This is a genomic window from Collinsella sp. BIOML-A6, assembly GCF_009875845.1.
Lineage (GTDB): Bacteria > Actinomycetota > Coriobacteriia > Coriobacteriales > Coriobacteriaceae > Collinsella > Collinsella aerofaciens_H.
In genome coordinates this window covers 77,132-90,057 of sequence record NZ_WWSL01000006.1, presented here as the reverse complement: position 1 = coordinate 90,057, position 12,926 = coordinate 77,132, and the positions used below count along the sequence as shown (strand labels likewise).

At 62.0% G+C, this 12,926-nt stretch carries 14 protein-coding genes; 3 read left to right on the top strand and 11 right to left on the bottom strand.

Annotated elements, in window-relative coordinates:
- The first annotated feature begins 217 nt into the window (after positions 1 to 217).
- The 3 genes from GT495_RS03580 (at position 218) to GT495_RS03570 (ending at position 4,212) form a co-directional block, all read left to right on the top strand.
- Positions 218 to 1,735 carry an aryl-sulfate sulfotransferase gene (locus tag GT495_RS03580; protein ID WP_161161514.1) on the top strand — a complete coding sequence of 506 codons (1,518 nt, stop codon included), beginning with the start codon at positions 218 to 220 and terminating at the stop codon, positions 1,733 to 1,735.
- A gap of 398 nt (positions 1,736 to 2,133) precedes the next feature.
- Positions 2,134 to 2,880: a 2,3-diphosphoglycerate-dependent phosphoglycerate mutase gene (gpmA, locus tag GT495_RS03575; protein WP_192924125.1), complete on the top strand. Its 747-nt coding sequence runs from the start codon at positions 2,134 to 2,136 to the stop codon at positions 2,878 to 2,880.
- A gap of 75 nt (positions 2,881 to 2,955) precedes the next feature.
- Positions 2,956 to 4,212 carry an Nramp family divalent metal transporter gene (locus tag GT495_RS03570; protein ID WP_161161512.1) on the top strand — a complete coding sequence of 419 codons (1,257 nt, stop codon included), beginning with the start codon at positions 2,956 to 2,958 and terminating at the stop codon, positions 4,210 to 4,212.
- A gap of 279 nt (positions 4,213 to 4,491) precedes the next feature.
- On the opposite strand, the gene GT495_RS03565 is transcribed toward GT495_RS03570, so the two are convergent.
- The 11 genes from GT495_RS03565 to GT495_RS03515 all read right to left on the bottom strand — a co-directional run bounded on the left by GT495_RS03565 (position 4,492) and on the right by GT495_RS03515 (position 12,910).
- Positions 4,492 to 5,349, bottom strand: coding sequence for an ABC transporter ATP-binding protein (locus GT495_RS03565; protein WP_204986878.1), 858 nt, complete (start codon positions 5,347 to 5,349; stop codon positions 4,492 to 4,494).
- A complete protein-coding gene (locus GT495_RS03560; protein ID WP_161161511.1) occupies positions 5,342 to 6,391 on the bottom strand; it encodes an iron ABC transporter permease in 1,050 nt (349 codons plus the stop codon). Before GT495_RS03560 ends, GT495_RS03565 begins: the two co-directional genes overlap by 8 nt.
- 9 nt (positions 6,392 to 6,400) lie before the next feature.
- Entirely contained in the window at positions 6,401 to 7,483 is a 1,083-nt protein-coding gene (locus tag GT495_RS03555; protein WP_161161510.1) for an ABC transporter substrate-binding protein, read from the bottom strand.
- A 24-nt stretch (positions 7,484 to 7,507) separates the two neighbouring features.
- Entirely contained in the window at positions 7,508 to 8,368 is an 861-nt protein-coding gene (locus GT495_RS03550; protein ID WP_161161509.1) for a sirohydrochlorin cobaltochelatase, read from the bottom strand.
- On the bottom strand, positions 8,365 to 8,817 hold the full coding sequence (locus tag GT495_RS03545) for a M67 family metallopeptidase (protein ID WP_161161508.1): 453 nt from the start codon (positions 8,815 to 8,817) through the stop codon (positions 8,365 to 8,367). Before GT495_RS03545 ends, GT495_RS03550 begins: the two co-directional genes overlap by 4 nt.
- A 2-nt stretch (positions 8,818 to 8,819) precedes the next feature.
- The gene (gene thiF / locus GT495_RS03540; protein ID WP_152073570.1) at positions 8,820 to 9,656 is read right to left on the bottom strand and encodes a thiazole biosynthesis adenylyltransferase ThiF; all 837 of its coding nucleotides are present in this window, start codon (positions 9,654 to 9,656) and stop codon (positions 8,820 to 8,822) included.
- Positions 9,657 to 9,800: 144 nt separating this feature from the next.
- Positions 9,801 to 10,007 (bottom strand): sulfur carrier protein ThiS, encoded by a 207-nt coding sequence (thiS, locus tag GT495_RS03535; RefSeq protein WP_161161507.1) that lies wholly within the window; start codon positions 10,005 to 10,007, stop codon positions 9,801 to 9,803.
- Positions 10,008 to 10,072: 65 nt separating this feature from the next.
- Positions 10,073 to 10,393, bottom strand: a complete 321-nt coding sequence (locus GT495_RS03530) for a co-chaperone YbbN (RefSeq protein WP_161161506.1) — start codon at positions 10,391 to 10,393, stop codon at positions 10,073 to 10,075.
- Positions 10,394 to 10,404: 11 nt separating this feature from the next.
- Positions 10,405 to 10,659, bottom strand: coding sequence for a sulfurtransferase TusA family protein (locus tag GT495_RS03525; protein WP_152073567.1), 255 nt, complete (start codon positions 10,657 to 10,659; stop codon positions 10,405 to 10,407).
- A 48-nt stretch (positions 10,660 to 10,707) separates the two neighbouring features.
- Complete coding sequence (locus GT495_RS03520) at positions 10,708 to 11,622, bottom strand: 4Fe-4S binding protein (RefSeq protein WP_161161505.1); 915 nt, start codon at positions 11,620 to 11,622, stop codon at positions 10,708 to 10,710.
- Positions 11,623 to 11,635: 13 nt separating this feature from the next.
- Entirely contained in the window at positions 11,636 to 12,910 is a 1,275-nt protein-coding gene (locus GT495_RS03515; RefSeq protein WP_204986877.1) for an O-acetylhomoserine aminocarboxypropyltransferase/cysteine synthase family protein, read from the bottom strand.
- Between the last annotated feature and the right edge of the window lie 16 nt (positions 12,911 to 12,926).

The following is a 12,926-nucleotide window of genomic DNA, read 5'->3' as shown; positions in this document are numbered from 1 at the left end:
CTAATGGCTTGGCGTCAGCATGCCGCGATTCTGTCGCACGGAGAGCATTTCCCAGTTGACAAAACTATAGGAACACCCCCCTGAGTGACCCGTTTCCTCCATCCCCAAGGGATCATTCTGAAAAAGCGATACCCGAGTACCTCAATTCCATATATTCATACATGTTTAGTAGGTTGTAGACTATCGGGAACCGAAACCGTGCAGACAGGAGTCACTCATGGGCTATCCGAGCATTCATCCCACCGGCACACTCATCTACGACAAAGAGCGTGCCTATAACGGCTACACCATCTTCCCCACCCCGGGCGGCGCGCTGCTCATCGACATGAACGGCCGCGAGGTCAACCGCTGGGCGGGTCTGGGCGGCTTCCCCAACAAGCTGCTGCCGGGCGGTCAAGTCTTTGGCACCTCGGGCGCACGCGGCGGCGCGGCAGCCTACCAGGACCAGCTCGACCTGTTGCAGGTCGACTGGGACGGCAATATTGTGTGGAAGTGGGACCATACCGAACTCGTCGCCGACGAGGGCAAGAACCCCACCTGGCAGGCGCGTCAGCACCACGATTACCAGCGTGAAGGCTCGCCCGTGGGCTATTATGCGCCCGGCCTAGAGCCGCGCACGGACGGCGGCAACACCATCATCCTCACACACGAGAACAGCTATCACCCCGAGATCAGCGACAAGCTCCTGATCGACGACAAGGTCATCGAGGTCACCTGGGACGGCGAGGTCGTCTGGGAGTGGCGCGCATCGGAGCATTTTGAAGAGTTCAGCTTTGACGAGGCAGCCAAAAAGTCGCTCTACAACAATCCCTCCATGCGCGGCGAAGCCGGCGGCGACTGGCTCCATATCAATTGCGTCTCGGAGCTCGGCCCCAACAAGTGGTACGACCGCGGTGACGAGCGCTTTGCCCCCGAGAACCTCATCTTCGACTGCCGCAACGCCAATATCCTGGCCATCATCTCCAAAAAGACGGGCAAGATCGTCTGGAAACTCGGCCCGCGCTTCGACGGCAGCGATGCCGAGAAAAAGATCGGCTGGATTATCGGCCAGCATCATTTCCATATGATCCCCAAGGGCCTTCCCGGCGAGGGCGACCTGTTGGTCTTCGATAACGGCGGTGCCGCGGGATACGACGCGCCCAATGTCATCGCGCCCGACGGCACCAACGCCGTCCACCGCGACTACTCGCGCATTCTGCAGTTCAACCCCATCACGCTCGAGATCACGTGGCAGTACACCCCGCTCGAAGCCGGCTGGCTCCCCTTTGCCGACGGCAGCCGCTTCTACTCGCCGTTCATCAGCTCTGCCCAGCGTCTGCCCAACGGCAACACGCTTATCACCGAGGGCTCCGACGGTCATCTGATCGAGGTCACGCCCGATCACGAGATTGTCTGGGAGTACCTGAGCCCCTACTTTAAGGCGCCGGCGCCCGGCTTTAGCTCCAACATGGTCTACCGCGCCTACCGTGCGCCCTACGAGTGGGTGCCGCAGGTAGAGCACGCGCCCGAGGTATCGATTGAGCCCATCGACAACGCCACCTTCCGCGTGCCGGGCGCCTCGAACGAAAAGCTCAACGTGACCGTGGTCGATGGCATCGACCCCTACCAGACCGCTCTGACCGGCATGAATGCCGAGGACGAGGAGTCCGACGAGGGCCACGCGGACTTTTGCATGATGAGGCTCGACACCGCCGACCTCAAGGGCGACAACAAGGCCCCCAAGTTCGACCTGTAAGCTCACCGCTTCAAACATCTCGATCTGTAACAGGAAGACTCAATTTCGACGCCTAACTGTTACAGATTGAGATGTTTTTGAGGGACGATTCCGAATGTCTCAATCTGTAACACGAAGGGCCGGTTTTGGCGGTCAGCTGTTACAGATCGAGATTTTCCAAAGGACCATTTCTTCCTGTCTCGATCTGTAACACCTAGGCCCAATTTCCATCCCTAGTTGTTACAGATCGAGACATTTCGGCAGCCCCCTTTCGCCATCCCATTCAAATACAACATTTTTGTTAGTCTTGGTTAACTTTTAAGCCTAAAACGGGTATCCTTTGCGGCGTCAAGCAAACGGCACGCACGCCGTGCCAGATCAAGGAGGCCCCTATGGCACACCAGACAGACCAACAGACGATGCAACTTGTCCTTATCCGTCACGGAGAATCCGAGTGGAACAAACTCAACCTGTTCACCGGTTGGACCGATGTTGAGCTCACCGACACGGGCCGCGAAGAAGCCGCCGCAGGCGGTCAAGCCCTCAAAGAAGCCGGTTTCGACTTTGACGTCTGCTACACTTCGCGCCTCAAGCGCGCGATCCACACCCTCAACATCGTGCTCGGCCAGATGGATCGCGAGTGGCTGCCCGTCATCAAATCCTGGAAGCTCAACGAGCGCCACTACGGCGCGCTGCAGGGACTCAACAAGGCCGATGCCGCGGCGGAGCACGGCGACGAGCAGGTGCTCATCTGGCGCCGCTCCTTCGACGTGTGCCCACCGGCGCTCGAGCCGAACGACACGCGCGACCCCCACACCCAGGAGCAATACCGCGACGTCGCACCCGATCAGCTGCCCTATACCGAGTGCCTCAAGGATACGATCGCCCGCGCCTGGCCCTATTTCGAAGACGAGATTCGCCCCCAAATGCTCGCCGGCAAGCGCGTACTCATCGCCGCACATGGCAACTCCCTGCGCTCTCTCGTCATGAAGTTCGAGCACCTCACGCCCGAGGAGATCCTCAAGGTCAACATCCCCACCGGCGTGCCACTCGTCTACACCTTCGACACCGATTTCAACGTCCTCGACAAGCGCTACATCGGCGACCCGGCGACCATCGCCGCCAAGATTGACGCCGTGGCCAACCAGGGCAAGGCGCGCAAGTAACCCCAACCTAAACCGAGCGCGCGGCGCCGCATAACCCAAGCGCGGCGCCGCGCTGCCCCTATGCAGGAACCGACCATGATCAACCACCTCAAACAACACTTTGGCTCCCGACGCACCGGCGGTCACGGAGGCCTAGACATTGCGCGGCACATCGGTCCCGGGCTGCTCGTGACCGTCGGCTTTATCGACCCGGGCAACTGGGCCTCCAATATGGCCGCGGGCTCGCAGTTTGGCTACGCGCTGCTGTGGATCGTCACGCTGTCCACGATTATGCTCATTGTGCTGCAGCACAACGCGGCGCACCTGGGTATCGCCACGGGCGCCTGTCTTGCCGAGGCCACGACACGCTACCTCCCCCGCTTCGGTGGGCGCGCGGTGCTCGCCAGTGCCTATCTCGCGACCATCGCCACCGCCATGGCCGAAGTCCTGGGTGGCGCGATTGCCCTTCAAATGCTCTTTGGGCTGCCCGTGCGCGCGGGCTGCGTCATTGTGGCGGCAGTGTCGATGGCGATGCTCATGACGAGCTCCTACAAGCGCGCCGAACGCTGGATCATCGCCTTCGTAGGCGTGGTAGGACTCTCGTTTTTGGCCGAGCTTGCACTAGTCAAGGTCGACTGGCCGCAAGCCGCCGCAAGCTGGATCACACCCAGCATGCCCACTGGCTCTGCCGCGATTATCGTGAGTGTCCTGGGGGCGGTCGTTATGCCCCACAACCTCTTCCTGCACTCCGAGGTTATCCAATCCATGCACTTCGAAGGCCAAGGCGAGCAAGTTATCGAAGAACGTCTGCGCTACGAGCTCTTCGACACGCTCTTTTCGATGGGCGTGGGCTGGGCTATCAACTCGGCCATGGTCATTCTGGCCGCGACGACCTTCTTTGCGCATGGCATTGTCGTAGACGACCTCGCCGTCGCAGCTGCCACGCTCTCCCCCATTCTGGGCACGGCAAGCTCGACCATCTTTGCGGTGGCGCTGCTGTTCGCGGGACTATCGAGCAGCGTGACGGCGGGCATGGCGGCGGGCACCATCACCGCGGGCATGTTCGACGAGGAATACGATATCCACGACCGACATTCCTCGATCGGCGTGGCGGCCTGTTTCGTCGGCGCAGTGACGGCGTGCCTGGTCGTCCCGAATCCCTTTGAAGGTCTCATCTGGAGTCAGGCGCTGCTGTCGCTTCAGCTGCCGATTACGATCTTTGTGCTCATACGGCTCACCAGCTCACGCCGCGTCATGGGCAAATACGCCAACTCGCGCCCACTCAATGCGCTGCTCGTAGGGATCGGTATCATCGTGACGACTCTCGATGTCGTGCTGTTGACCGGGATGTAACGAGGACGCATGCCCACCCGGTCAAATGTCTCGATCTGTAACATCTAGACCCGCTTTTGATGTCTAGGTGTTACAGATCGAGATCATTCCGAGGGACAGCTCCGTTTGTCTCAATCTGTAACACGTAGACCCCGTTTTCACTGCTAGATGTTACAGATCGAGATCTTCTGCCGGACGGTTTTGGTTTATCTCAATCTGTAACAGATAGACCCGTTTTGAGCCGTTAGATGTTACAGATTGAGACAAAAGGTCGGCCGGACTCACGACAGACAGGATCGGCTAACAGCAGCCGTAGACAACCTCGCCGTTGAGCTCCATCCGGGCAATCGTTACGCCGAAGACTTGTTCGAGCACACCCTGGTCGAGAATCTCGGCAGGTGTACCCACGGCAACGATACGCCCTCCGTCCATGACGGCGATGCGGTCGCAGAAGCGCAGGGCGAGCGGCAGGTCGTGGATGACCGCGGCACCGGTCATCCCCTGCTCATGGACCAGCCCACGGGCCAGGCGCATCACGTCGAGCGCTGCGCGGGGATCCAAATAGGTCGTGGGCTCGTCGAGCAGCACCGTCCGTGCCCGCTGGGCGAGCACCATCGCGACAAACGCCCGCTGCCGCTCGCCGCCCGAAAGCGCGCGGGCAGCCTTGTGCGCCAAATGCTCAACACCGGCAACGCGCATAGACTCGGCAACAATCTGCCGATCCTGCTCGGTCAGTCCGCCAAACAGCCCCATATGGGCATAGCGTCCGCACGACACAAGTGCCTCCACCGTCATGGACGGCGTGCGGTGAATCTGGGGCAGCAGCGCAATACGCTCGGCACGTTCGCGTGCAGACAGGCTGTCGAGAGCATCACCCTCAACGAGCGCCTCGCCCGCGGCCGGCTCCAGCACGCCATCGATCACGCGCAACAGGGTCGACTTGCCGCAGCCGTTGGGCCCGACGATGCCCGTCAGGCAACCCGCGGGTAGCGCAAGCGATAAACCGTCCAGTACCACGTGCTCGCCATAGGCAAAGCACAGACCGCGCAGCTCCACGGCAGCATCAACGCACGCCGTGCCCGCCGCGCCCATGACTTGGACGCCCGCCGCCACGCCTGTGCCCGTAACGCCCGCCCCCGTCACCTCGCGCTCACTCATCGCGGAACCCCTTTCGCGCCATAATCAGGTAGATAAAGAACGGTCCGCCCACCAGCGACAGCAAAATGCCCACCGGCAGCTCGTAGGGTGCAAAGGCCGTGCACGCGACGGTATCGCATAGCACGGTAAACGCCGCGCCGCACATCGCACACAAGGGAATCAGCAGCCGATTGTCGTGGCCTGCGAGCCGGCGCACCGCATGGGGCACCATCAGGCCCACAAAGCCAATCAGACCGCCAAAGCTTACCGCGCAGCCCGCGAGCAGCGCCGCCACCGCCAGCGCCACCACGCGCACCGTCACCGTGCGCATCCCTAAGCCATGCGCCGCCTCGCGACCGAGCGACAACACGTTTAGGCGGTTTGCCAGGCAAAACGCCGCCACCATGCCGCCGGCCGCCAGCAGCGCCGGCAGCATCAAGTTGCGCATGAGCACGCCCGAGAAGCCGCCGACCAAGTACGCCGACGATCCCACGTACACGTTTGGCGCCACCAGCAGCACGGTATTCATGCCGGCACCCGCCACGGCGTTGACTGCCACGCCCGAAAGCACCACCGTCAGACGCGACACGCCGGCGCGCGCCGAGATGGCAAACACCAGCCCGGCCGCGACCAGCGCGCCCACAAAGGCAACGAGCGGCAGCAGCTCGCGCGGCGGATCGTTATAGAACAGCGGGCAGGCCGAGACGGCAAGCACGGCCAGGCCCGCACCCGAGTTGATGCCGATCACACTCGGGCTCGCCAACGGGTTGTCGAGTACCGCCTGAATGAGCGCACCGGCAACAGAAAGCGCCGCGCCGGCAACAAGACCGGCGACGACGCGGGGCATGCGGATATTCAAGATGATATTGGCGACGGTCGCGTCCACGGGGGCACCCGTCGCAAAGGCGGCAATATCGCCGATCGAAACCGAGCTGGGACCCACGCAAAACGAGGCGACGGCAACGACAACCAGCGCCGCGACAGACCCGGCAAACAGGCGGACGACACGGCGACGTGCGTGCGACGGCGCGCTCCGTACCCCGTCCGAACTCGTCTTACGCATGCAAACCCCCTAGTTCATCTTGGCCAGCGCCTTGCCCAGAATCGTATAGGACTCATCCCACTTGGCGTTGGGCTTCGACATAAAATGCGCGCTGTCGAGCACCTTGTAGTTGCCCGCTTTAACGGCCGAAAGCTCGCTCCAGGCAGGATTGGACTCCACGGACTGCGTAAAGTTGCGCTCGGCGGCCTTTGCATCGGTGCCGACGGACAGCACAAAAATATAATCGGGATCGAGGGCGGCGATCGACTCGATGCTAAAGTCCGTGAGCGCACTCGGGTTCTCGTCGCACACGTTGGTCGCACCCAGCTCCTTGACCATTGCGCCCGTCATACCGGTGGAATCCTGCGCGGTGACGCCCTTGGAATACGAGCCCATCACCAGCACACGCGGCTTCTTGTCGGAAACGCTGTACTTTTTGACGGCCTTTTTGATCGAGGCCTGAACATCGAGGCCGTTCTTCTGATACAGATCGTCGCGACCCGTGATGGCGGTAAAGATGCGGAGCATGCACAGATAGTCGTCGAACGTGGTGACCTTAAAGAGCGCACAGGGAATCTCGGACGCATCGAGGGCGCTCTTAAGGTCGGATTGCGAAACGCCCGTGGAGTGCTTGCCATCCGAAAGGCCGGTAGCGATCACAAAGTCGGGGTCCTGAGCCATGATGGACTCGAGCGACAACGACGTAGAACGGCCCACCGATGCCACCTTGTCGGCATCGACGCCGTAGTTCTCGTAGGCATCGTCGGTCGCAGCCGTCAACTCGCCGCCCGCGAGCTCCCAAGCGTTGGCAAAGCTGCCCATGCAGGCCACGACATGCTTAGGCTTCTTGACGGTAACGGCGTTGCCCAGGTCATCGGTAAAACTCACCGCACCATCCGCGGCGATCTTAAGATCGACCGACCTGGCGACCTTATCGTCAGTCGAAGTCGAAGCCGAGGACTTGCCGGCGTCTGACGACTGGACAGCAGAGCCCGCTGCAGAACCGTTGTCCGCCGAGGAGCCAGTCGCACCGCAGGCGCTCAGACTCAAGACGGCAGCAAGGGCAAGGACGGCTCCGGCCGCCAGCGGTCGAACCAAACGGGTTTTCTTCATGGGTGTTCTTTCTTCTATTCGTTCTTATTGCACAGCGCGCGCATGGCGCGCAAACAGTTCCCGCACGGCGGCAACCTCGCCCAGGCCACAATCGCAAAGCTGCGGGACATAGTCCGCAGCCGCGAGCACACTCGACCATGAGCGGTCATCCGAGCCACCGATATTCTTGAGCACATGGCGTCCGGCGGAAAGCATCAACGGCACCAAGCGAACCATCGTATCCGGCTCGGCAAGCCCGCGAACAGCCTGCAGGGCGGCATCCGGACCATCCGACAGGTATGCCACCGCCAAGTCATCACGCCCGGCGCGGGCAAAAGCAACACCCAGCGCAGCGTAAGCATCAAACGCATCACGGGGCTGCGTATAGCCGCTGCCCGCCGGCCCGCCAATGCCATGGCCTACAAAGAGGGTCACAGTCCCAGGCTTAGGCAGCCACGTCCTCATAAGCGCCGCAGCAAGACAATCCACATCCGTGGCATCGGACAGGAGCGGGGCGCCGACAACGGCCTTCAGCCCCAAACGCTCGGCCGCAGCAAGCACGCGCTCGCGCACGTTGGCCTGGGCCCATCCGTCGACAACCATACCGGACACGATGGCAACCCTGCGCGCGCCGGCGTCAGCGACCTGCTCCAGCACGCGCTCCAACTCGGGCGCAGGCTCACCGCGGCGAGCCAAAAGCCGGCACACCGCCGGGCCACAAAAAGACAGCTCGCACGGTACGTCAACGGCATCGGCCACCGCACGAAACGCAGGTTCGATCGCCGCCGTGCGCGCCCGGGCACGCGTGGTGCCATAGGCGGCAAACACGACGGCGTCCACGCGACTGACCTCATGCGGCGTCACCGCGCCAGCCGCACCCGGCATCTCGGTCAAAGCGTCTGTCACGCCTTTGCCTCAACAACCTCGAGCGGCACGCGGGCAACCTGCTTGTCGTGTTCAACATGGAAGGCGTTGAGCACCAGATGCTCAGGGTCCATGAGCGACAAAATCAGATACGCCGCCGTCGAGTCAAACGCCAGGCGCTTGTCCTCCTCGGAGGGACGCGACGGACTCTCGGGATGCGAATGCCAGTTGCCGAGCATCTCCCAGCCATGGACGCGCGCGTCCTTAACGGCCGCGAGCTGCTCGCGCGGATCCATCGAAAAGTGCTCGTTACTCTCGTCGATATTGGTAAGCAGGTACACATGCTCGACGGTACCCACCGCCGCTTCGCCCTCGCCGGCCACCGTGCCGGCAATCAGGCCACACGCCTCGTTAGGCAGACCCTCCTTGGCATGCGCCACGATGCGTTCGTAGTCGGCAGCCGCAAGCAGCAGCTTCTCCACGCGCGGCATCGCTACTCCCCCGCCTTCAGGCTCGCACCGTGCACGGCGTCGGCGCACTCGGGCTGCTCGTAGTCGATCAGCTCGGTAATGGTCGGATGCTCGCCGCAAATGGCGCAATTGGGGTCTGCCGGCGGCAGCTTAATGGTATGGAAATCGCCCGCCAGCGCATCGTAGGTGAGCAGCTTGCCGGTCAGCAGGTTGCCGATGCCCAAGATGTACTTAATGGCCTCGAGCGCCTCCAGGCAGCCGATGACACCCGCCATGGCGCCGATGACACCCGCCTGCTTGCACGTGGGCACGGCGTCCTTGGGCGGCATGGTCTTAAAGACGCAGCGGTAGCACGGGCCCTCGCCCGGCACATAGGTCATGAGCTGGCCCTTAAAGCGGATGATGCCCGCGTGCACAAAGGGCTTCTTGGCCATAACGCAGGCGTCGTTGATGAGAAACTTAGTGGGAAAGTTATCCACGCCGTCGATCACAAAGTCGTAGTCGGCGATCAAGTCGGCGATGTTGGTGGAGTCGACAAACTCCTGGTAGGTGTTGACCGTGACGTCGGGGTTGATGTCCTCCATCGTCTCCTTGGCGCTTTCCACCTTAGGCTCGCCGATGTTGGACGTGGCATGGATCACCTGACGCTGCAGGTTGGAAAGATCGACCTCGTCGGCATCGACAATGCCGATGGTGCCCACGCCGGCAGCAGCCAGGTACAGGGCCGCCGGTGCGCCCAGGCCGCCGGCGCCGATAATAAGGACGCGGGCATTCAGGAGCTTCTTTTGCCCCTTGACGCCAACCTCCTTCAAGATGATGTGGCGTGAATAGCGCTCAAGCTGTTCATTCGAAAAAGCCATGCGATAGCTCCCTTAAAACTGAAGAGAAACGGGGATCGGCTAAAAATGTTCCAGGTGCCGCAGGTTGCCGCGAAAGAGGAGGCCGCGTACTTAAGTACGCAAGCGACGGCTTGAGGGCCAAGGTGCGGTGCTTAGGGAACTTTTTTAGCAGCCACCGCCCATGAAGTAGAGAAACTCAACCGTGTCGCCATCGTTGAGCATGCGGCTGTCGAAGTCCTTGTGGTCCACGAACTCGTCGTTGACCGACACGGTCACGTACTCGGGCGTCTCGACATTCTCGGCCGCCACGAGCTGCGTCACGGTCAGGCCCTCGTCGTATTCTTTCTGCTTACCGCTGACATTGATCTTCATGATTGGCATCCTTCCTACGAAGTAATTACGTATCCGAGCCCTCGCAGGCCCGCTCAGATAGGGCCCTAGGCGAGCGCCCCATCGATAAACTCCTCGAGCTCTTTGAGCGCCTTAAAGCCCACCGTGCGACCGGCCTCCTTGCCGCCCTGGAACAGCACGAGCGTGGGCGCCGCTATGACGCCGTTGTCAACGGCCACCTGCGTGTCGAAGTTGATATTGACCTTCACCACGTCGAGTTCGCCGGCGCGGGCCTCCTCCAGCTTGGCAAGCTGCGGGTTTAAGCGCTTGCACGGAATGCAGGTATCCGAATAAAAATCCACGAGCACCGGCTTGTCCGCCTTGAGCACACGTTCCTCAAACGAAGCGGCGTCGATTCTCTCTGCCATCGTCAGTCTCCTTACTCGTCCACGAGCTTCTTAACGTACAGGTCAAACGTGCCCTCGTCCGACGGCGCCAAGCGCAGCACCTGCTGGCCATCATCCTTAAGCGAGCGCGGCACGTTTTGCATGGGCTCGCCCTCGTTGAGGTGCACTTTAAGCACCTGGCCAATCTCGAGCTCCTCGATGGCGGCCTTCGCGCGCACAAACGTCATGGGGCAGACGGCGTCGGTGATATCGACCTCGTCGTCAAATGCAATCTCTTCCTGGGCCATGGAGGCCTCCTTCCTTAGACGGCATGGGTGCAACCCCGCCGCGTCAACTTATTTATCGGTGCCGACCAGCGGCTTGATGGGCTCGCCCGGCTTGGGCGCATGCTCGTTGTAGGCAGCGGTCACGGCCTCGACCATGCCCTCCCAGCCCTCGCGATCGAGCGTGAACTTAAAACGATCGCCGGCCTTGGCGTGGTCGTCGAACCACTGGATCGCGGCATCCGCCACGGCGATGAGCTGCTCGTCGCTCTCGATGGGCGGAAGGAACGACTTGGCCTTGGTAATGTGGTTGCCAAACAGGCCGCCAAAGCACACGTTGTAGACCGGCTGGGTCTCCCAAGCGTCGACCGGGCACTTCTGCGAGCACTTGCCGCAGCTTGCGCACTTGTCGTAGTCCACCGTGAGCGTCTCGCCGTCGTCGCTGATGGCATCAAACGAGCACACCTTGGAGCAGATGCCGCAGTGGATGCACGCGTCGGGAATCCAGGTGACCTTGCGGCCGCCCTTGATGCCCATGTCGTTCTCCTCGGCCTTCAGGCAGTTGTTTTGGCAACCGGTCACGCCGAATTTAAACTTACCGGGCAGGTCGCGGCCAAAATAGCGCTCGTCGAGCTCGTTGGCGACGGCAAAGCTGTCGATGTTGCCCGAAGGACACGACACGCAGCCCTGGCAGCCCGTCACCGTGCGGACGCGCGCGCCGCAGCAGCCCGGCTCCACGCCGCCCTGGGCGAGCACGGCCTTGACCTCCTCGGCATCCTCCACGTTGATCCAGGGAATCTCGATGGACTGGCGACTTGTGTTGTGGATGTAGCCATGACCGTACTTTTCGGCCACCTCAGCCACGACACGCAGCTGCTCGGCCGTCATATGCCCGGCCACCACGCGCAGGCGAAGGCTGTAGTACCCCTTCTGCTTCTGGGCCATAAAACCGCCCTTTTTGAGTGCGGCATTGTTGATCTTTGCCATACCAGTTCCCCTTCTATGCTTGATCGGCAGCGGTGAGCGACCGCTCGAAATCCTCGATAAGGTCGGCGAGGTCCTCGATCCCGATCGATAGGCGAATCGTATCGGGCCACACGCCTGCCGCCTGTTGCTCCTGCGGCGAATTGTCGGCGAAAACAGTTGTCGCAGGATGCGTGATGAGCGTCTTGGTGTCGCCGATGTTGCTTACGCGCAGCGGCAACTTGACGCCGTTGATAACCTTGAACGCGCGCTCCTGGGAGCCCACGCGGATCGACATGAGCGCGCCAAAGCCGCGGCCGCCAAACTGACGCGCGGCCAAGTCATGACCTGGGTGCGAGGGCAGACCCGGATAGTCGACCTCGACTTCGTGGCCGCTCGACGCGAACCATTCGGCAAGGCCTTGGGCGTTCGCGCAGGCGCGCTCCATGCGCAGGGCGAGCGTCTCGATGCCCGTACAGTTGAGAAACGCGTTTTGCGGCGACAGGCACGCGCCGGTATCGCGGAACAGTCCCTGGCGCAGCTTGACCGTATAGGCCATGTTGCGAAACTTGGCCCACTTGGCCATGGACGGATAGCGCTGCGGATCCCACGGACCGCGACCCGAATCGATCACCACACCGCTGATGGCATTGCTGTGACCGTTGATGTACTTGCTCGAGGACTCAACGACCACGTCGGCACCCAGGTCGAGCGGGCGGCACAGATACGGCGTCGCCACGGTGTTGTCGACCACCAGGCCAATGCCGTGCACGTGGGCGACCTCGGCAATAGCGGCGATATCGAGCACTTCGAGCTTGGGGTTCGAGATGGTCTCGGCAAAGACGAGCTTGGTGCGCTCGTCAATCGCCTGCTCCAGCGTGTCCGGTGTCAGCTCGGGAACATAGACGGTCTCGATACCAAAGTCGCGCAGACTTTCGAACAGCTCGAGCGTGCCGCCGTACAGGCAGGCACCCGCCACGATCTTGTCCCCCGCGCGCAGCACGTTGGAGACGGCGTTGAAGATCGCCGCCATGCCCGAGGCGGTGGCGACGGCCGCAAAGCCGCCCTCCAGCGCCGCCATGCGACGCTCGAACGCTGCAACGGTGGGGTTGCCCAAGCGCGTATACACGTAGCCCGGCGCGCGCCCGCCTGCCACCGCGGCGTGACGCTCCTCCTCATCGAACGCATAGGCGCTCGTCTGGTAGATCGGCGGCGTCGTCGACTCCACGGCGAACGGCTCGCGGCGGCGCGCGTGGAGCAGCGCCGTCTCAAAGCGCATGCCGTCGATGCGCTCGTCGCTCGGTTCGGTCATCCTCAATCGCTCCCTC

What these genes read in the sequence shown, in the direction of transcription:
- GT495_RS03580 (WP_161161514.1), top strand. Translation starts at nt 218, where the DNA reads ATGGGCTATCCGAGCATTCATCCCACCGGCACACTCATCTACGACAAA.
- gpmA (WP_192924125.1), top strand. Translation starts at nt 2,134, where the DNA reads ATGCAACTTGTCCTTATCCGTCACGGAGAATCCGAGTGGAACAAACTC.
- GT495_RS03570 (WP_161161512.1), top strand. Translation starts at nt 2,956, where the DNA reads ATGATCAACCACCTCAAACAACACTTTGGCTCCCGACGCACCGGCGGT.
- GT495_RS03565 (WP_204986878.1), bottom strand. Translation starts at nt 5,349, where the DNA reads ATGAGTGAGCGCGAGGTGACGGGGGCGGGCGTTACGGGCACAGGCGTG.
- GT495_RS03560 (WP_161161511.1), bottom strand. Translation starts at nt 6,391, where the DNA reads ATGCGTAAGACGAGTTCGGACGGGGTACGGAGCGCGCCGTCGCACGCA.
- GT495_RS03555 (WP_161161510.1), bottom strand. Translation starts at nt 7,483, where the DNA reads ATGAAGAAAACCCGTTTGGTTCGACCGCTGGCGGCCGGAGCCGTCCTT.
- GT495_RS03545 (WP_161161508.1), bottom strand. Translation starts at nt 8,817, where the DNA reads ATGCCGCGCGTGGAGAAGCTGCTGCTTGCGGCTGCCGACTACGAACGC.
- thiF (WP_152073570.1), bottom strand. Translation starts at nt 9,656, where the DNA reads ATGGCTTTTTCGAATGAACAGCTTGAGCGCTATTCACGCCACATCATC.
- thiS (WP_161161507.1), bottom strand. Translation starts at nt 10,007, where the DNA reads ATGAAGATCAATGTCAGCGGTAAGCAGAAAGAATACGACGAGGGCCTG.
- GT495_RS03530 (WP_161161506.1), bottom strand. Translation starts at nt 10,393, where the DNA reads ATGGCAGAGAGAATCGACGCCGCTTCGTTTGAGGAACGTGTGCTCAAG.
- GT495_RS03525 (WP_152073567.1), bottom strand. Translation starts at nt 10,659, where the DNA reads ATGGCCCAGGAAGAGATTGCATTTGACGACGAGGTCGATATCACCGAC.
- GT495_RS03520 (WP_161161505.1), bottom strand. Translation starts at nt 11,622, where the DNA reads ATGGCAAAGATCAACAATGCCGCACTCAAAAAGGGCGGTTTTATGGCC.
- GT495_RS03515 (WP_204986877.1), bottom strand. Translation starts at nt 12,910, where the DNA reads ATGACCGAACCGAGCGACGAGCGCATCGACGGCATGCGCTTTGAGACG.